Source organism: Burkholderia sp. WTPI3, assembly GCF_021483755.1.
Taxonomy (GTDB): Bacteria; Pseudomonadota; Gammaproteobacteria; order Burkholderiales; family Burkholderiaceae; genus Burkholderia.
This window is the reverse complement of sequence record NZ_JAGIXF010000012.1, coordinates 82,465-97,960: the sequence shown is the minus strand read 5'-3', so window position 1 is coordinate 97,960 and position 15,496 is coordinate 82,465. Positions and strand designations below refer to the sequence as shown.

Below are 15,496 nucleotides of genomic sequence, written 5' to 3'. Positions count from 1 at the left end.
CGAACGATTTGCCTTCTTCACTGCGACGTCCCCTCCGCGGCCGGCCGGCAAAACAGCTCGCCGCTGGCGGCGACGTAGTCGCTCAGCGTGCCGGCCTCGTGCACGTCGAACAGCGACACGCTGCCGGACTGGCTTGCATTGAGCACTGCGAGCCGGTTGCCGTCCGGACTGAAGGCCAGCGCGAGCGGCCATTCGCCGCTGTGATACGCCGCGCGCAGCATGCCCGTCGCGCGGTCGGCGACCAGCACCGTGTTCTCCTGCGGCAGGCTGAACGCCACCGCGCGGCCGTCCGGGCTGAGCGCGAAGTTGTAGCTCGTCAGCCCGCGGCAATACTGCGCCGCCTGGCGCGGACGTAGCGTGTTCGCGTCGTAGGCCGCGATACCGTCGCGAAACAACGCGACCAGATCGCCGGAGCCGCGCTCGACGGCCAGGTCGTAGGCATCCGCATCGGGAATCGTGCCGACCTGTGCGCGCGTCTGCGTGTCGAATGCGTCGATGCTGCTTGCCACACCGTTCGTCACGAACAGGCGCTGCCCGTCGCGAGACAGGACCAGCGCCGCGGGCCGCCCGAACGGCTGGTTGCCGGCGTTCCCGCCGCCTAGCGCAATCGGCTTGCCGAGCGTGCGGAACGTGTCGAGATCGACAACCGAAACCGAATTGGCGACGACGTTCAGCACATACGCGCGCGTGCCGTCGGGCGACACGGCCACGGCCTGCGGAAAGCGTTGCACCTTCGCGACGCCATCCACGTGACCGCTGTCGAGATCGAGCCGCGCCAGCGAATCCGCGCGCATCGAACTGACGTATGCATGGCGCTCGTCGGCCGCGATCGCAATACCCGTTGCCCCCGTTCCGCGACAGAAGTTGTCCGGACAACCATCATTGGGCGCCTTCGCCGGCGGATCGCCGAAGTCGCGCACGCGCTGCCCCGCCGCGACGTCGATCACGGCGACGGTGTTGTCGCCGTTGCTGGTCACGTACAGATACTTGCCGCCCGGCCCGAACGCGATGCCGGCGGGACTCTTGCCGACCGCAACGGCAGCGGGCGCATCGGCCTTCGCCGGCTCCGTCTGCGCGACGACGTCCGCGGCCAGCATCGCCAGGGTCACGGCAATCACCGCGCGATGCAGGACACGCGACTTGAAATCGACTCTCACTCTCTTGATTCCTCGAAGGCAGGGACCGTGTGCACGCTCACGTCGCGCAGCACCGCCCCGTATCCTGCATACAGGTTGCCGCCGGGCAGCAACTGCCGCTGCACGAGTTGCCGATGCACGGCCGGCAGGTTATGGAACGGCATCCGCATGAACAGATGGTGTTCGATGTGGAAATGAATCGCGTGCGGGCCGAACAGGAACGTCTGCCACGAACGCCGGCCGATCGTGCGCGCGTTGCGGCTTTGATCCGCGCAAGCCGGCAATCCCGCATGTTCGAAGATCGCACGCACCTGCCCGGCGAGCGGCAGCAGCGTGACCGACGGCACGATCCACAAGCCGAGGTACAGCAACGGATGTCCGGCCGTCGCGAGCGCGGCGAACAGCACGCCGTTCGCGGCGAGCATCGACGCAAGCTCCCACGCCGCATACGCGCGCGACTTGCGGACCTTCGGCAACGCATGGGCAAACGCACCGCGCGCAAGCTTCACGACGCTCGTCACGTAGCCGATCCCGCACGCGTAAGCGAGCAGGCGGCCGGCCAGCCGCACACGCGACACCGGATAGTCGTGAACGCCGAACAGCAGCGCGACCGGATCGTCCGCCTGCATCGGCGCACGATGATGTTTCAGATGACCGGCGCGATACGTGCGCAACGACAGCCACAGCGGGCCGGCGGCGAACGACTGGCCCAGCATGTCGTTGACGCGCGGGTTTCGCGCGAGCAGCCCGTGCGCGCCTTCGTGCATCATCACCGCGAGCGCGAGCTGGCTGCGCGCGATCACGATCGCGGCGCACACGTACACGAGCGGGTGCGCAAACGCGATCGCCGCCGCGAACGCCGCGGCGATCAGCATCCAGTCGCCCGCGAGCGCCGCGCAGACGCGCGACGGCTTCACGCGGAACAACGCGGCGTCGGGCACGAAGCGCGAGAGCGCGGCGTTCGACCCGGCATGCGGATTCACTTGCGCCATGCGAGCCTCCCGCGCACCGAGCGCCGCTCGACCCACATCGCACTGCCCATCGCGAGCGCCACGCCGCCCAGCACGTCGGCGACCGTATGCTGCTTGAGCGTCAGTGTCGACGCGCAGATCAGCACGCCGATCGCGATCGGCATGCCGCGGCGGCGCTCCGTCAGCATGCGGCACGCAAGACACGTGACGGCGACATGCAGGCTCGGAAAGCCGTTGGCCGCGAGATCGAGCCGCCACATCCGTGCGAGTCGGTGGCGCACGAACGCATTGCCGATCTCCGCGACGTCGGGCCTCGGCACCGCTTCGGGAAACAGCAGGAAGCAGACGATCCCCGCGACGAAGGCGATCAGCACCGCGTCCCTGAACGCGACGAACGCCGGCGGCCGCGCATAGGCGGCAAGCGCAATCACGAACGGAAAGAAGCCGACGTAGACGAACCACGACCACGCGATGAACGGAATCCGCTCATCGAGCTCGGTGGCGAACACGTAGCGCGGCGTGACGCCACGCTCGAGCAGGATGAAGACGGCAAGCCCCGCGGCCATCCCGAATGCCGCGGCCAGCATCTGCCGCAGATCGGGCCGGCGATCGATGGACGACAGGCTGTTCATCGCGATGCCGGCGCCTCGCGTTGCGTGTCGACATCGGCGTCGGCGTGCCGTGCATTCGGCCGCAACGCGAGGATGCGCGACGTCCATCCGTCCACCCGCGAGCGCGCATGCTCGCGACCTTCGGCCGTTGCGGCACGCGTGCCGGCATCGCGCATCAGCGCGCTCGCCGCGTGCGCGATGTCCTGCCGGAACGCAGCGGCGTCGCCGCACCACGTGACGACGCGATGCACGAGCTGCAACCGGGCGGCCCGCGCGGCGTTGCTCGCCTGCTCGGGCTGATCGGTCAACACGAGCAGGATCGGCCTGCGATAGACGCGCGCGATCGACAGCGCCGCCATCCCCGGCGCCGAAACGATCAACGGCGCATGCGCGGCGCGCGTCGGCCAGTCCGCGTCGACGCCGGTCCAGCCGTCATGCGCGGCATAGCCTTCACCGACCCGGTGCGCGGCCAGCCCCGCGTCGTGCAGTCCCGCCGACAGCGCATCGGCCAGCGCGACGTCGCTGAAGTGCGGATTCAGGTACACGGCCGCGGCGGCCGGCTCCGATGCAGGCCATTCGCCGACGACCGGCACCGGTGTCGGCAACCGGTAGCGCGTGCGCGAACCCTGCACGTCATCGGTCGCGTCGCACGCGAAGTCGTGCTCGATGCAACACAGCGCCGAATCGATCTGCCAGTCGACGATCCGGGAGAATGCGCGCGCCAGCACGCGCGGCAGTCGTCCGTTGAAGTTCGCGGTCAGCGCGCCGCGCAGGCTGCCGCCATAGACGTGCACGATGCGGCCGCGCCAGCCGGGCACCGCGCCCATGAACAGCAGCGCCGGATGAAATGAATCGTTGATCACGAGATCGGCGTCGCGGACGATCGCGTGCAGCCGCGCGATGTCGCGCAGCATCCGCGTCGGCCTGAATACGTAGTGCGCGACGTTGCGATCCGTCGCATCGCGCAGCATGTTCTGCCGCGTGTCGAACTGCACCGCATAGTGACGCGACAGCACGGCGGCCTCGATGCCGAACGCGGACAGGAAGGCCTGCCCTGCGTCGGACGTCGTCAGCACGTCGACCTGTGCACCGGCCGCGCGCAACGCATGCACGAGCAGTTGCGCACGCATCAGATGACCGCGCGCATCGGCGGTCGCGAGATAGACGATGCGCAACATCATGCGCGTGCCCCCGGTCGCCATGACTGAATCCATCCGGCCGCGTACATCGCCAGCGCGCCCGTCACGCTGAATCCGGCCTCGATCGTGCGGATCTCGTCGAGCAGCGCCGCGAGATGCACGACCTCGGACGGCGCGACGAGGCGGCGCAGCGTATCCGCGCAGAGTCGCACATGCCGTGCCTCGTCGGCCAGCACCCGAGCGAAGAGCGGATGCAGCGCATGCGCTTCGCCGAGCGCCGCGCAGTGGCGCGCGAGCACCCGCATCGCCATCTGCTCGGCACACAGGCCCGTCGCGTAGGTCGGCACGAGCACGCCTTGCGCGAAGCGCGGCGCATAGCGCCGCCCGAGCCGGCGCCACCGGATGATCTTGCGCCGGGTCACCCAGTCCGGTTCGCGCGGGCCCGCCGCGGCCGTCACGCCACGCATGCGCAGTGCGTCGGCGAACGCGGCCGCGTGGCGGCGCTCGTCCGCGAGATGCTGCTCGAGCCGCAGCGCGAGCCAGTCCGGCGGCTGTCCGATCCGTTCGTCATGCAGCGCGCACTCGGTCGCCTCTTCGCCGATCAGGTACATGCGCAGGATCCAGCGCTCGCCGTGCACGCTGCGATGCAGCCGCCGGATCGCCGCACGCTTGATCCGGTCGACGAGATACGCGCGCATGCGCGCGGCGCCGCGCGGCACGCGCTGCTCGAGACACTCGAAGCCTTCGCCGGGCGCGGCGTGCGGCGACACCGGCAGTTCGCCTGCCCGCGTCATGCCGGCATGCCCGGCGCGGAACGCGCGACCTTCGGCGCGACGGCCGACGCCGCAGCGGACGCCGCGGCCGGATCGCGATGCCAGCCCAGAATCAGGCCGACGAAGCTTTCCTGCAGGAACACATGCGCGGATGCGGCGGCTCCGGCGAATGCCTCCTCGTGGCCGTTCACGCGCAGGTAGCCGTTGCCGTCGCGCGCGCCGAGTTCGATCCGGTCGTTCTTCGCGAAGCCGCGCTCGCGCAGCGTCTTCACGAGCGGGCTGCCGTCGAGGCCAAACAGGAACAGTTCGCGCTGCGCCACCCACACCGGGATGTGGTCGCTCAGGATATCGAAGCGGATCGCCCAGGTACCGGATGCGAGCGCGCCGGCGATGTCGCCGTCGCGTGGCCCGTTCGACGTGAAGCTCGCGCGCGCGACCGACTTGGTCAGCTTGCCGACGCCGAGCGCGATCGTGATGTCGTCGTCGGCCGGCTGCTTCGGATCGGTCGCGCGCACCTTCACGAGATGCTGCGCGAGCCGCGACGCGAACGACGGATGCGCGAACAGCGCGCTCGTCTCGTCCGGCGTGAGCACGTCGCGCTCGCCGCCGCCCTCCTTCACGCGTACGCGATATGGATCGATCCGGACGTCGGTGAACTTGCCGTGCACCGGCGCATGAACGTACACGTCGCGGTCCCATTTCGCGCCGACGCGACGCAACAGCACGTGCACGCTCAGCGGCACGCGCTGGCCGTCGCCGTCGACGCCCGTGCCCTGCAAAAGCACGTCGCCGAGCACGTCCTTCGTGCGGCGCGCCGCGTCGCTCGAAAAGACGATCGTATGCGTATCGGTATCGACGCTCGCATGAACGTCCGGCGCATCGAGCGCGACGCGATTGCAGTCCGTCGCCGCCGCACTCGCGAACGGGCAGCCGCTTTGCGACGCGAAGTGATAGATCCCGCGCCCCGCATGATCGACCGGCGCGGCATGAGCGGCGGCGCTGGCGGCAAACAGGGCGAGGCAGGCAACACGGGTAGCGAATGAGGACATGGTCGTCTGGGGGAAATCGGGGCGTGGTGGGTGTACCGCGAGGCGTGGCGCGGTGTCGCTCAATGACGGTGATACGACAGCGCTTCGAGCTCGCGCCGCGCCGACCCGCGCCCGGACAATCCGAAGCCGCGGGCGAGCGCACCGAGCGTATCGACCGCGGACGCGCCGATCGTCACGCCGATGGCCGCGACGTAACGGGCGAAGCCGAGCCGCGGCAATTGCTGGCGATCGAGCGCGCGCAGGCTGTAGCCGAGCCGCATCGCCATCACGCAGAACGGTCCGAGCGGGCCGCTGCGGCCAAGCCACTGCCACGCATGCGGCAGATACGCATTCACGAGATACGGCGTGAGCCCGACGCTGTCCTCGCCGCGCATCCAGCGCAGCTTCAGCGATTCGCGACGCGTGTCCGGCAGCCGGTGCTCGGTGTGCGCGCACGGCGCGAACTCGATCGCGATGCCGGCGGCCTGCATCCGCAGCCCCAGCACCTGACAATGTGCGCGATACACGCCGTCGAGCGGCTCGTAACGATATCGGGTGAACACGTCGTGCCGGAACGCGACGTTGTTCGCGTAGAAGTTGCGCGTCGCGCCGTCGCGCAGCGGGCTCGGAAAGTACATGAAGTCGATCGACGTCAGCGCGACGCCAAGCACGTTCGGCGCATAGCTGGTGCGCCCCGCCACCGCAACGGGCCGGTCGTCGCCGTGGCGCGCGAACGGCGCGAGCAGGTGCTCGAGCCAGTCGTCGGCCGGCCGACAATCGGCATCGCCGAACACGACGACGTCGCTGCGCGCCGCATCGACACGATCGAATCCTTCGTTCTTCGCTTCGTAATAGCCGGTGCTCGCGTCGATCTCGACGAAGTCGATCGGGCGGCCGGCGAGCGCGGCGATCTGCGCGCATGCGTCGCCAGGCAACCCGTCGTGCGTGATGATCCATTGCGCGAGCGAAGCCGGCGGCACCGTCTGGTTCGACAGCGCGGACACGAGGCGCTTCAGGCTCTCGACGGCCTGCGCGATGTCGGCACCGCCGCGCAGGTTGTTGGTCTCCAGCACGAGCGCGGTGCGGCTCGCCACGGAACGGGCGGCCGCGCACGTGTCGTGCATCGGTTGCATATCGTCTGGCATCCGGAGTGTCTCCATCGTCATGCGCGGCGGCACGGATGAATCGGGCGTACGGAAATCCGGCCGTGCGCCGGCGCCTGCTGCCCGCCGCGAGGTTCGTCGCGCGACGCGCGGCCGCAACGGCCGCCCGCCCCGCGTGCGCTCATTCCGTCACGGACGGCGTGGAATCTGCGTCGGTGAAACGCGGCTTCGCGCTCTGCATGTCGCGCGTATTCTTCTGCACGGTCACCGCGCCGAACAACGCGAGCACGAACGACATCGCGTAGAAGCCTTTCTCGCTCAGCTGCAGCGTCGCGTTGATGAGGCCGACGATCAGCAGCGCGATCGCGAGCAACAGGGCGACCCAGCTCAGCCCGTAATAGATGCCGGTGACGGGAATGCCTTCCGCACGATCGCGCACGCTCTTTTGCAGCGAAATCGCCGCATAGAGGCCGAACGCGAGCACGGTGAAGTAGTAGCCCTTCTCGTTGAGCTGCATGCCGGCGTTCCAGAGGCCGATCAGGAATGCGGCAAAACCGGCGATCAGCGCGGCCCACGACGCCGCGACGAATGCGAACGACGGCTGCTGGATGGTGGTCTGGTTCATTGCTGTTGCCCTCTCTCTTGTTGTTTCTTGTTCGGAAACGCGCTTCGCAGGAACGCGTTTCGCGCATGGTAGCAGCTTTGCCGCGTCGCACGGCGACCGCGCTTGCCGTCCTACACGCCGCGCTGCGCACGCCGCCAGCGCCCCGGCGTCGTGCCGAGCACCGCGCGAAACGCCTTGCCGAAAGCCGCCTCCGACTGATAGCCGACCGCCTGTCCGATCTCCGCCTGTCCACGCTGGGTATCCTGCAGCAGCGCGCACGCATGCATCATCCGGATCTGCGCGACGAACGCACCGACGCTCATCCCGGCCTTCTCGCGGAAATGCCGCGCATAGGTCGCCCGCGACATCGCGGATGCCGCGCCGAGCGATTCGACCGTCCACGGCTGCGCCGGCGCCTGCAGCACGGCCTGGACCGACGGGCCGAGCCGCGCATCGGCGGCGAGCGCGAGCCAGCCGGCCGGCACGCTTGCGTCGCGCCCGTATGCGCGCAACGCGTAGGCAAGCAGCGCCTGTCCAAGCGCATTCACGATCGCGCGCGCGCCGGGCTGCGCATTCGACGCCTCGGCACGCAGCACGCTCGTCAGCAGTTGCAGCGGTGCAAGCCCCGATGCTTCGCGCAGCCCGACGTGCAGCACGCGCGGCAGCGTGCGCATCAGCAATTCGCCGGCGCCGCGCGCATAGACGAAGCGTCCGCACAGCAGGTCCACGCTCGCGCCCCCCGGTTCGGCGGGATCGAGATTCGACTGGACCGGCAGCACCGCGCCGCCCGCTGCGACCGGCTCGCGCAGCGGCGCCACCGACTTCGCCCGACCGCCCCCGACATCGGTCAGATCGTGCGCGTCGCCCGCCGGCAGCAGCACGAAGTCGCCGTCGGCCAGTTGCAGCGTGCGTCCGTCGGCGGTACGCATCAGGCAGCTTCCCGCCAGCAACAGATGGAACGCCGCTTCACCCGGCGGCAACGGATCGTGCGGCATCGCGAAGGAGCCGTCGAGCAGGCAGCGCACGTCGAGTTCGACATGGCTACGGCCCAGCGACAACAGTTGGCTCAATGCATCCATGAGACGATTGCGCTAAAAATTGACACTCTAGCGTATCGAAACCCTCAGCGCGAGCGATCAGAATAGTCCTGCATCGCCCGAGATCGCGGCAACCCCGCCCCGCTCCATCACTTCGAAAGGACGCATCATGCTGAACTGGAACGAATACCGGAAGGAACTCTCGACGCGCGTCGGCGAAATCGCCAAGCTGTCGCCCGATACGCTGGCCGGCTACAAGGCGCTGTCCGGTGCCGGCGCCAAGACGGGCCATCTGGATGCGAAGACGCGCGAGCTGATCGCACTCGCGGTGGCCGTCACGACGCGCTGCGACGGCTGTATCGCGGTACACACGGCCGAAGCCGCGAAGCATGGCGCGACCAGGGAGGAAGTGGCGGAGGCGCTCGGCGTCGCTATCGCGCTGAATGCCGGCGCGGCGCTCGTGTACTCCGCGCGCGTGATGGACGCGCTCGGCGACTGACGATCGCAGCCGGGACGCAACCCGGCGCAATGCGCCGCATGACGATCGCGACGGACCCCGGCCGATCGGCCGGCCGCCGCGATCGCCTTCGACCGCGCCGCGAAGTCGGCTACCATGCGCGAACGATTCATCGCGAAGGAGCACGCCATGTGCCGCTGGCTCGCTTACACGGGTAATCCGATCCATCTCGAAACGGTGCTGTTTCGCGCGAAGCATTCGCTGATCGACCAGAGCCTGCATTCGGAGCTGGGCGCCACGACGACCAACGGCGACGGCTTCGGCATCGGCTGGTACGGCCATCCCGACGAGCTTCCGTTTCGCTACCGCTCGGTGCATCCCGCGTGGAACGACCGCAACCTGCGCGAGGCCGCCCGCGCGATCCGCTCGAGGATGTTCATTGCGCACATCCGCTCGGCGACCGACACGCCCGTGCAGGAAACCAACTGCCACCCGTTCCGCCACGGCCGCTGGCTGTTCGCGCACAACGGGCTGATCCGCGATTTCCACAAGCTGCGCCGCGACCTGACGATGAAGGTCGACCCCGCGCTGTTCCCGACGCTCGAAGGCTCGACCGACTCCGAGCTGATGTTCCGCCTCGCGTTGACGTACGGCCTCGAACAAATGCCGCTGCCGGCGCTCGAACGAATGGTCGGCGTGGTCGAGGAAACCGCCGCGCAGTATCACGTCGCCGAGCCGCTCAACATGACGATCTGCGCAACGGACGGCGACCGGATCATCGCCGTGCGCTATTCGAGCGAACGGCAATCGCGCTCGCTGTTCCACAGCACGTCGTTCAGGCATCTGCACGAACTCTATCCGCACAATCCGCGTATTGCCGAAGCCGGCGACGACGCGTTCATGGTCGTGTCGGAACCGCTCGTCGACCTGCGCGGCGCGTGGGAGGAAGTGCCGGAAAGCACGGCGATCGTCGCGCATGGCACCGACGTCCAGCAGCGGCCATTCAATCCGCGGCACAAATAGGCCGCGAGGCGCTCACGACGCCGACCTCATCGCGCCAAACGAGTCCGGAGCGAGCCGGATTCGGCGAACGATGCCACGGCGAGCGCATCGAGAAGACTCATATCGGTAAAAAAACACGGTCGTCTTAAATCGAGACATAAACCGGATGACGTTCGTTCCGCCCGAATCGAGCATGCTATAGTTATCGCCGTTTTTTTAGTATCGCAACCACTCCCACCACAATCGGCATCGAGTCCCGCCGCAGTTCCCGGCTGCAATCCACGCAAATGTTTGCGTGCGGTCGCTCGTCCGGCGAGCCTCGGGAGACTCAACGGAAAGTGGCGATACGCGCGGGCACGACGGCACGAGGCGGGCCGTCGCGGCATAGAAAATTAATAGTCTTGCAATGCGGATTGCGCCGACCGCGCAGTCGGCAAATGCGTCGCTATATGGGGGTGTCTCCCGAATATGCGGCGAGCAAGCTGGTCCATCCATGCCAGGCGGGACCGCGCAGTTTTTTGATATTCTTCGTCCCGCGTCAACCGAGGGCGATGTACACAACGAGAGCACGGCAGTATTGCCTGCCATTAACATAAAAAAGAGGCTACATGATATTGGTTACTGGTGGCGCCGGTTTTATCGGTGCCAACTTTGTGCTGGATTGGCTGCGTCAATCGGACGAATCGGTTCTTAACGTCGACAAACTGACCTATGCGGGCAATCTGGGAACGTTAAAATCGCTGCAGGGCAATCCGAAGCACGTGTTCGCGCAGGCGGATATTTGCGATCGCGCCGCACTTGACGCCCTGTTCGCCGAGCACAAGCCGCGCGCGGTTCTGCATTTCGCCGCAGAAAGCCACGTCGATCGCTCGATTCACGGCCCGGCCGATTTCGTTCAGACCAATGTCGTCGGCACCTTTACACTGCTCGAAGCCGCGCGTCAGTACTGGAATACGCTGCCTGAAGCGGAAAAGGCCGCATTCCGGTTCCTGCACGTGTCGACCGACGAAGTATTCGGCTCGCTGTCGCCCACCGACCCGCAATTCTCCGAAACGACGCCGTACGCGCCCAACAGCCCCTATTCGGCCACCAAGGCAGGTTCGGACCATCTCGTGCGCGCCTATCAGCATACTTACGGCATGCCGACGCTGACCACGAACTGCTCGAACAACTACGGCCCGTACCAGTTCCCCGAAAAGCTGATCCCGCTGATGATCGCGAACGCGCTCGCCGGCAAGTCGCTGCCCGTGTACGGCGACGGCCAGAACGTGCGCGACTGGCTGTACGTCGGCGACCATTGCTCGGCGATCCGCGAAGTCCTCGCCCGCGGCCGGACCGGCGAAACGTACAACGTCGGCGGCTGGAACGAGAAAACGAATCTGGAAGTCGTTCATACGCTGTGCGACCTGCTCGACCAGGCGCGTCCGAAGGCGGCCGGTTCGTATCGCGACCAGATCGCGTACGTCACCGACCGTCCCGGCCACGACCGCCGTTATGCGATCGATGCGCGCAAGCTCGAGCGCGAACTCGGCTGGAAGCCCGCCGAGACGTTCGAAACCGGCCTCGCGAAGACGGTGCGCTGGTACCTGGACAACCAGGAATGGGCCGACGAAGTCGCTTCGGGCGACTACCGGAAATGGGTCGCAACAAACTACGCGCATCGCGCGTAAGGGCAACGGACATGGCACGCAAGGGCATTATTCTGGCCGGCGGATCCGGCACCCGGCTGTATCCGATCACGCATGCAGTGTCGAAGCAGCTGCTGCCTGTGTACGACAAGCCGATGATTTATTACCCGCTGTCGACGCTGATGATCGCCGGCATTCGCGACGTCCTGATCATCTCGACGCCGCAGGACACGCCGCGCTTCGAATCGATGCTCGGCGACGGCAGCCAGTGGGGGATGAACATCCAGTACGCCGTGCAGCCATCGCCTGACGGCCTCGCGCAGGCGTTCGTGATCGGCCGCGATTTCGTCGGCAACGACCCGTCGGCGCTGATCCTCGGCGACAACATCTTCTACGGGCACGATCTCGCGAAGCAGCTCGAGCGCGCGGACGCACAGGACGCGGGCGCGACGGTGTTCGCGTATCACGTGCACGATCCGGAGCGTTACGGCGTCGTCGAATTCGACGAAGAATTCCGCGCGCTGTCGATCGAAGAGAAGCCGGCAAAACCGCGTTCGAACTACGCCGTCACCGGTCTCTACTTCTACGACAACCGCGTGTGCGACATCGCGGCCGACATCAAGCCGTCGCCGCGCGGCGAGTTCGAAATCACCGACGTCAATTCACGCTATCTCGCGGACGGCGCGCTGAACGTCGAGATCATGGGACGCGGCTATGCATGGCTCGACACGGGCACGCACGATTCGCTGATCGAGGCGGCAAGCTTCATCGCGACGCTGCAGAAGCGCCAAGGCCTGGTCGTCGCCTGCCCCGAGGAAATCGCGTACCGCAAGCACTGGATCGATGCCGAGCAAGTGCAGAAGCTCGCGCAACCGCTGTCGAAGAACGGCTACGGTAAATATCTGCTGAACATTCTTACGGATCAGGTCGCATGGCCATCACGGTAACTGCTACGGCACTCCCCGAAGTCAAGATCGTCGAGCCGAAGGTGTTCGGCGATGCGCGCGGCTATTTCTACGAGAGCTTCAACGGCCGCGAATTCGCGGAACTCGTCGAGACCGGCGTCGAATTCGTGCAGGACAACCATTCGCGTTCGGCGAAGGGCGTGCTGCGCGGGCTGCACTACCAGATCGAACACGCGCAGGGCAAGCTCGTGCGCGTGGTCGAAGGCGAAGTGTTCGACGTCGCGGTCGACATCCGGCGCAGTTCGCCGAATTTCGGCAAGTGGGTCGGCGTGACGCTGTCGGCCGACAACCACCGTCAGCTGTGGGTGCCGCCGGGCTTCGCGCACGGCTTCGTGGTGCTGTCCGAGTCCGCGCAATTCCTGTACAAGACGACCGACTACTGGTTCCCGGAACACGAGCGCAGCCTGCTGTGGAACGATCCGGAGATCGGCATTCAATGGCCGTTCGACGGCGAGCCGGTGCTGGCGGCGAAGGATGCGGCGGGCAAGCGACTCGTCGAAGCCGAGTGCTACGAATGAGCGGCGCCATGCAATCCCCTGAACAGCGGACCATCCTGCTCACCGGCATCAACGGCCAGGTCGGGTTCGAGCTCGCGCGCAGCCTGCAGGGTCTCGGCAAGGTCGTCGCACTGGATCGCAGCCGGCTCGACCTGTCGAATCTCGATCAGGTGCGCGATGTAGTGCGCGAGGTCAAGCCGGACCTGATCGTCAACCCGGCCGCCTATACGGCCGTGGACCAGGCGCAGACCGACGTCGCGCTGGCGACGCGCCTGAATGCGGAAGCGCCCGCGGTACTCGCCGAAGAAGCCGCGCGCATCGGCGCGGCGCTGATTCATTTCTCGACGGACTACGTGTTTGCGGGCACGAAGGATGGCGCGTATGTCGAGGACGATCCCGTCGATCCGCAAAACGTCTATGGCGAAACCAAGCTCGCCGGCGAACAGGCGATCGCGGCATCGGGATGCGCGCACCTGATCTTCCGCACGAGCTGGGTGTACGGCACGCGCGGCAAGAACTTCCTGCTGACCATGCTGCGCCTGGGCGCCGAGCGCGACGAGCTGAAGATCGTCGCCGACCAGATCGGCGCACCCACGTGGTCCAAGACGATCGCCGCGCTGAGCGCGAACGTCGCCGCGCAGGCCATCGGGGCAGGCACGGCCGGCCGGGACGAATGGTGGCGCACGCATTCCGGCGTCTATCACCTGTGCGCGGGCGGCTCGACGTCGTGGCACGGATTCGCGGAAGCGATCTTCCGCCTGTCGAATCTCCCGAAGAAGCCGTCGGTGACGCCAATTCCCGCCAGCGCTTATCCGACGCCCGCGGCGCGCCCGGCCAATTCCCGCATGTCGAATGCGAAACTGGCCGAGCACTTTGGCCTCGGCGCCCCGGATTGGGAAACCGCGCTCGAACTCTGCATGAAAGAGATTTAAAGCGTACCGCCAGCCGCTTCTCGCTGAATCACGGCTGGCGGATTATTTCGCATTATTACGGAACTCATATTCCGGACATTCCGGTTGCAGCGTTGCCCCCCCCCGGGAATATCCGCGCACAGCATTCCGATTCAAATGCGCGTTACGCCGCAAAATTCAGCGCCGGCGCACCATCCATCGGCTCCATCGCACCGCCAACCGGCAAAAAATACCCGCCCCGGCAACGCGACCATCTCTCTTGCTGCAAAATATTCCTCACTCCATGCGATCACGTATCAAACGCGCGTTCGACGAGCCCCGTTTTCGCAACTGGCTGGAAGCAATAACGAGATATTGATTAGGACTGTTTACATCCCCGCCGCGATCCGCCCCCTCAACCGAAGCTGCGCCGCCGTACCGCGTTCGACCGGTCCGCAAATTTCGAGACGTTCTAGGGAAACACTGATCAATTCGGCTTGGCGGTCATCGCTGACGAGGCCAAGGGCGTTGTAGAAAGAAGCTCACGGAACGGACCCACGACGATGCAGCGGCAGATCGGTTTTGCGGAAGCGGAAAGTGCGGGCAAGAAGCGGGTGACCAAGCGTCAACGCTTTCTGGCCGAGATGGAGAAGGTCGTCCCTTGGTCGCGGCTGCTGTCGGTGATCGGGCCGTATTACCCGAAGGGCGAGCGTGGCCGGCCGCCGATTGGCCTGGAACGGATGCTGCGGATCTACTTGCTGCAGCAGTGGTACGGGTTGTCGGACGAAGGGCTTGAAGATGCGCTCTACGACAGCATCGCGATGCGCGCCTTCGCGGGCATCGACCTGGCGCGCGAGAACGTGCCGGACGCCACCACGCTGTTGAAATTCCGGCGCCTGCTGGTCGAGCACGCACTGACGCGAAAGCTGTTCGACGAGATCGGCATCGAGTTGTGCGAGCGCGGGCTGATGATGAAGGAAGGCACGCTGGTGGATGCGACGATCTTCGAGGCTGCGCCGTCCACGAAGAACGCCGGGAAGAGCCGTGACCCGGAGATGCATCAGACGAAGAAGGGCAACGACTGGTATTTCGGCATGAAGGCCCATGTCGGCGTCGACGCCGACTCGGGTCTGGTGCATAGCGTGGTCACCACGGCGGCCAACGAGCCGGACGTATCGCAGGCCCACGCCCTGCTGCACGGTCATGAGCAGGAAGCGTTTGGCGATGCGGGCTACACCGGCGTGGACAAGCGCGAGGAGATGAAGGGCAAGACGGTGAAGTGGCACGTGGCGCTCAAGCGCGGAAAGATCAGGGCGATGCAGGAAGGTCCGCTGAAGGACCTCGTGATCGCGGTCGAGCGAACCAAGGCGCAGATCCGCGCCCGGGTCGAGCATCCGTTTCATGTCGTGAAGAACCTGTTTCGTCATCGCAAGGTGCGCTACAAGGGTCTAGCCAGGAACACGGCACAGCTGTTCAGTCTGTTCGCGCTGGCGAACCTGGTGATCGCGAAAAATCAGCTGTTGTCGACTCATGGGAGCAATCCGTCATGTGTGTGAAAAACGCGGGAAGTGAGGCCCGAATACGAGCGAAACTCACCTCGCATGTCGTCAAATTCCTACGTCAATCTGAAAATTGCAACCTGCCTCGTCCGTTAT

Annotated in this window: 16 protein-coding genes; 7 read left to right on the top strand and 9 right to left on the bottom strand. The window is 66.3% G+C overall.

Annotation, left to right across the window (positions count from 1 at the left end; genetic code table 11):
- Window positions 1–17: 17 nt before the first annotated feature.
- The 9 genes from J7024_RS09225 to J7024_RS09185 all read right to left on the bottom strand — a co-directional run bounded on the left by J7024_RS09225 (window position 18) and on the right by J7024_RS09185 (window position 8,444).
- On the bottom strand, window positions 18–1,157 hold the full coding sequence (locus J7024_RS09225) for a YncE family protein (protein ID WP_175750712.1): 1,140 nt from the start codon (window positions 1,155–1,157) through the stop codon (window positions 18–20).
- Entirely contained in the window at window positions 1,154–2,128 is a 975-nt protein-coding gene (locus J7024_RS09220) for a fatty acid desaturase family protein (RefSeq protein ID WP_124830849.1), read from the bottom strand. Before J7024_RS09220 ends, J7024_RS09225 begins: the two co-directional genes overlap by 4 nt.
- A complete protein-coding gene (locus tag J7024_RS09215; protein ID WP_124830848.1) occupies window positions 2,116–2,739 on the bottom strand; it encodes a phosphatase PAP2 family protein in 624 nt (207 codons plus the stop codon). The genes J7024_RS09220 and J7024_RS09215 overlap by 13 nt, the downstream gene beginning before the upstream one ends.
- Window positions 2,736–3,899: a hypothetical protein gene (locus J7024_RS09210; protein WP_124830859.1), complete on the bottom strand. Its 1,164-nt coding sequence runs from the start codon at window positions 3,897–3,899 to the stop codon at window positions 2,736–2,738. The genes J7024_RS09215 and J7024_RS09210 overlap by 4 nt, the downstream gene beginning before the upstream one ends.
- Window positions 3,896–4,651, bottom strand: a complete 756-nt coding sequence (locus J7024_RS09205; protein ID WP_175750713.1) for a hypothetical protein — start codon at window positions 4,649–4,651, stop codon at window positions 3,896–3,898. The genes J7024_RS09210 and J7024_RS09205 overlap by 4 nt, the downstream gene beginning before the upstream one ends.
- The gene (locus J7024_RS09200) at window positions 4,648–5,679 is read right to left on the bottom strand and encodes a hypothetical protein (protein WP_175762512.1); all 1,032 of its coding nucleotides are present in this window, start codon (window positions 5,677–5,679) and stop codon (window positions 4,648–4,650) included. The genes J7024_RS09205 and J7024_RS09200 overlap by 4 nt, the downstream gene beginning before the upstream one ends.
- A gap of 59 nt (window positions 5,680–5,738) precedes the next feature.
- Window positions 5,739–6,803 (bottom strand): glycosyltransferase, encoded by a 1,065-nt coding sequence (locus J7024_RS09195; protein ID WP_233409945.1) that lies wholly within the window; start codon window positions 6,801–6,803, stop codon window positions 5,739–5,741.
- 139 nt (window positions 6,804–6,942) lie between these two features.
- Window positions 6,943–7,386, bottom strand: a complete 444-nt coding sequence (gene yiaA / locus J7024_RS09190; RefSeq protein WP_124830845.1) for an inner membrane protein YiaA — start codon at window positions 7,384–7,386, stop codon at window positions 6,943–6,945.
- 110 nt (window positions 7,387–7,496) lie between these two features.
- Window positions 7,497–8,444, bottom strand: coding sequence for a cupin domain-containing protein (locus J7024_RS09185; RefSeq protein ID WP_175762514.1), 948 nt, complete (start codon window positions 8,442–8,444; stop codon window positions 7,497–7,499).
- A gap of 127 nt (window positions 8,445–8,571) precedes the next feature.
- Between J7024_RS09185 and J7024_RS09180 the strand changes: the two genes are divergently transcribed.
- The 7 genes from J7024_RS09180 (at window position 8,572) to J7024_RS09150 (ending at window position 15,397) form a co-directional block, all read left to right on the top strand.
- Window positions 8,572–8,901: a carboxymuconolactone decarboxylase family protein gene (locus tag J7024_RS09180; RefSeq protein ID WP_124830843.1), complete on the top strand. Its 330-nt coding sequence runs from the start codon at window positions 8,572–8,574 to the stop codon at window positions 8,899–8,901.
- A gap of 147 nt (window positions 8,902–9,048) precedes the next feature.
- Window positions 9,049–9,882 (top strand): class II glutamine amidotransferase, encoded by an 834-nt coding sequence (locus tag J7024_RS09175; RefSeq protein WP_124830857.1) that lies wholly within the window; start codon window positions 9,049–9,051, stop codon window positions 9,880–9,882.
- A 587-nt stretch (window positions 9,883–10,469) separates the two neighbouring features.
- Window positions 10,470–11,531, top strand: a complete 1,062-nt coding sequence (rfbB, locus tag J7024_RS09170; protein ID WP_175750716.1) for a dTDP-glucose 4,6-dehydratase — start codon at window positions 10,470–10,472, stop codon at window positions 11,529–11,531.
- A gap of 11 nt (window positions 11,532–11,542) precedes the next feature.
- On the top strand, window positions 11,543–12,436 hold the full coding sequence (rfbA, locus tag J7024_RS09165) for a glucose-1-phosphate thymidylyltransferase RfbA (protein WP_175750717.1): 894 nt from the start codon (window positions 11,543–11,545) through the stop codon (window positions 12,434–12,436).
- Window positions 12,421–12,972 carry a dTDP-4-dehydrorhamnose 3,5-epimerase gene (rfbC, locus tag J7024_RS09160; protein WP_175750718.1) on the top strand — a complete coding sequence of 184 codons (552 nt, stop codon included), beginning with the start codon at window positions 12,421–12,423 and terminating at the stop codon, window positions 12,970–12,972. Before rfbA ends, rfbC begins: the two co-directional genes overlap by 16 nt.
- An 8-nt stretch (window positions 12,973–12,980) precedes the next feature.
- Window positions 12,981–13,883, top strand: coding sequence for a dTDP-4-dehydrorhamnose reductase (rfbD, locus tag J7024_RS09155; RefSeq protein ID WP_124830906.1), 903 nt, complete (start codon window positions 12,981–12,983; stop codon window positions 13,881–13,883).
- A 521-nt stretch (window positions 13,884–14,404) separates the two neighbouring features.
- On the top strand, window positions 14,405–15,397 hold the full coding sequence (locus tag J7024_RS09150) for an IS5-like element ISBmu23 family transposase (protein ID WP_007182917.1): 993 nt from the start codon (window positions 14,405–14,407) through the stop codon (window positions 15,395–15,397).
- Window positions 15,398–15,496: the final 99 nt, after the last annotated feature.

Coding starts and splice junctions, on each gene's coding strand:
- J7024_RS09220 (WP_124830849.1), bottom strand. CDS start 2,128: ATGGCGCAAGTGAATCCGCATGCCGGGTCGAACGCCGCGCTCTCGCGC.
- J7024_RS09215 (WP_124830848.1), bottom strand. CDS start 2,739: ATGAACAGCCTGTCGTCCATCGATCGCCGGCCCGATCTGCGGCAGATG.
- J7024_RS09210 (WP_124830859.1), bottom strand. CDS start 3,899: ATGATGTTGCGCATCGTCTATCTCGCGACCGCCGATGCGCGCGGTCAT.
- J7024_RS09205 (WP_175750713.1), bottom strand. CDS start 4,651: ATGACGCGGGCAGGCGAACTGCCGGTGTCGCCGCACGCCGCGCCCGGC.
- J7024_RS09200 (WP_175762512.1), bottom strand. CDS start 5,679: ATGTCCTCATTCGCTACCCGTGTTGCCTGCCTCGCCCTGTTTGCCGCC.
- J7024_RS09195 (WP_233409945.1), bottom strand. CDS start 6,803: ATGCCAGACGATATGCAACCGATGCACGACACGTGCGCGGCCGCCCGT.
- yiaA (WP_124830845.1), bottom strand. CDS start 7,386: ATGAACCAGACCACCATCCAGCAGCCGTCGTTCGCATTCGTCGCGGCG.
- J7024_RS09185 (WP_175762514.1), bottom strand. CDS start 8,444: ATGGATGCATTGAGCCAACTGTTGTCGCTGGGCCGTAGCCATGTCGAA.
- J7024_RS09180 (WP_124830843.1), top strand. CDS start 8,572: ATGCTGAACTGGAACGAATACCGGAAGGAACTCTCGACGCGCGTCGGC.
- J7024_RS09175 (WP_124830857.1), top strand. CDS start 9,049: ATGTGCCGCTGGCTCGCTTACACGGGTAATCCGATCCATCTCGAAACG.
- rfbB (WP_175750716.1), top strand. CDS start 10,470: ATGATATTGGTTACTGGTGGCGCCGGTTTTATCGGTGCCAACTTTGTG.
- rfbA (WP_175750717.1), top strand. CDS start 11,543: ATGGCACGCAAGGGCATTATTCTGGCCGGCGGATCCGGCACCCGGCTG.
- rfbC (WP_175750718.1), top strand. CDS start 12,421: ATGGCCATCACGGTAACTGCTACGGCACTCCCCGAAGTCAAGATCGTC.
- rfbD (WP_124830906.1), top strand. CDS start 12,981: ATGCAATCCCCTGAACAGCGGACCATCCTGCTCACCGGCATCAACGGC.
- J7024_RS09150 (WP_007182917.1), top strand. CDS start 14,405: ATGCAGCGGCAGATCGGTTTTGCGGAAGCGGAAAGTGCGGGCAAGAAG.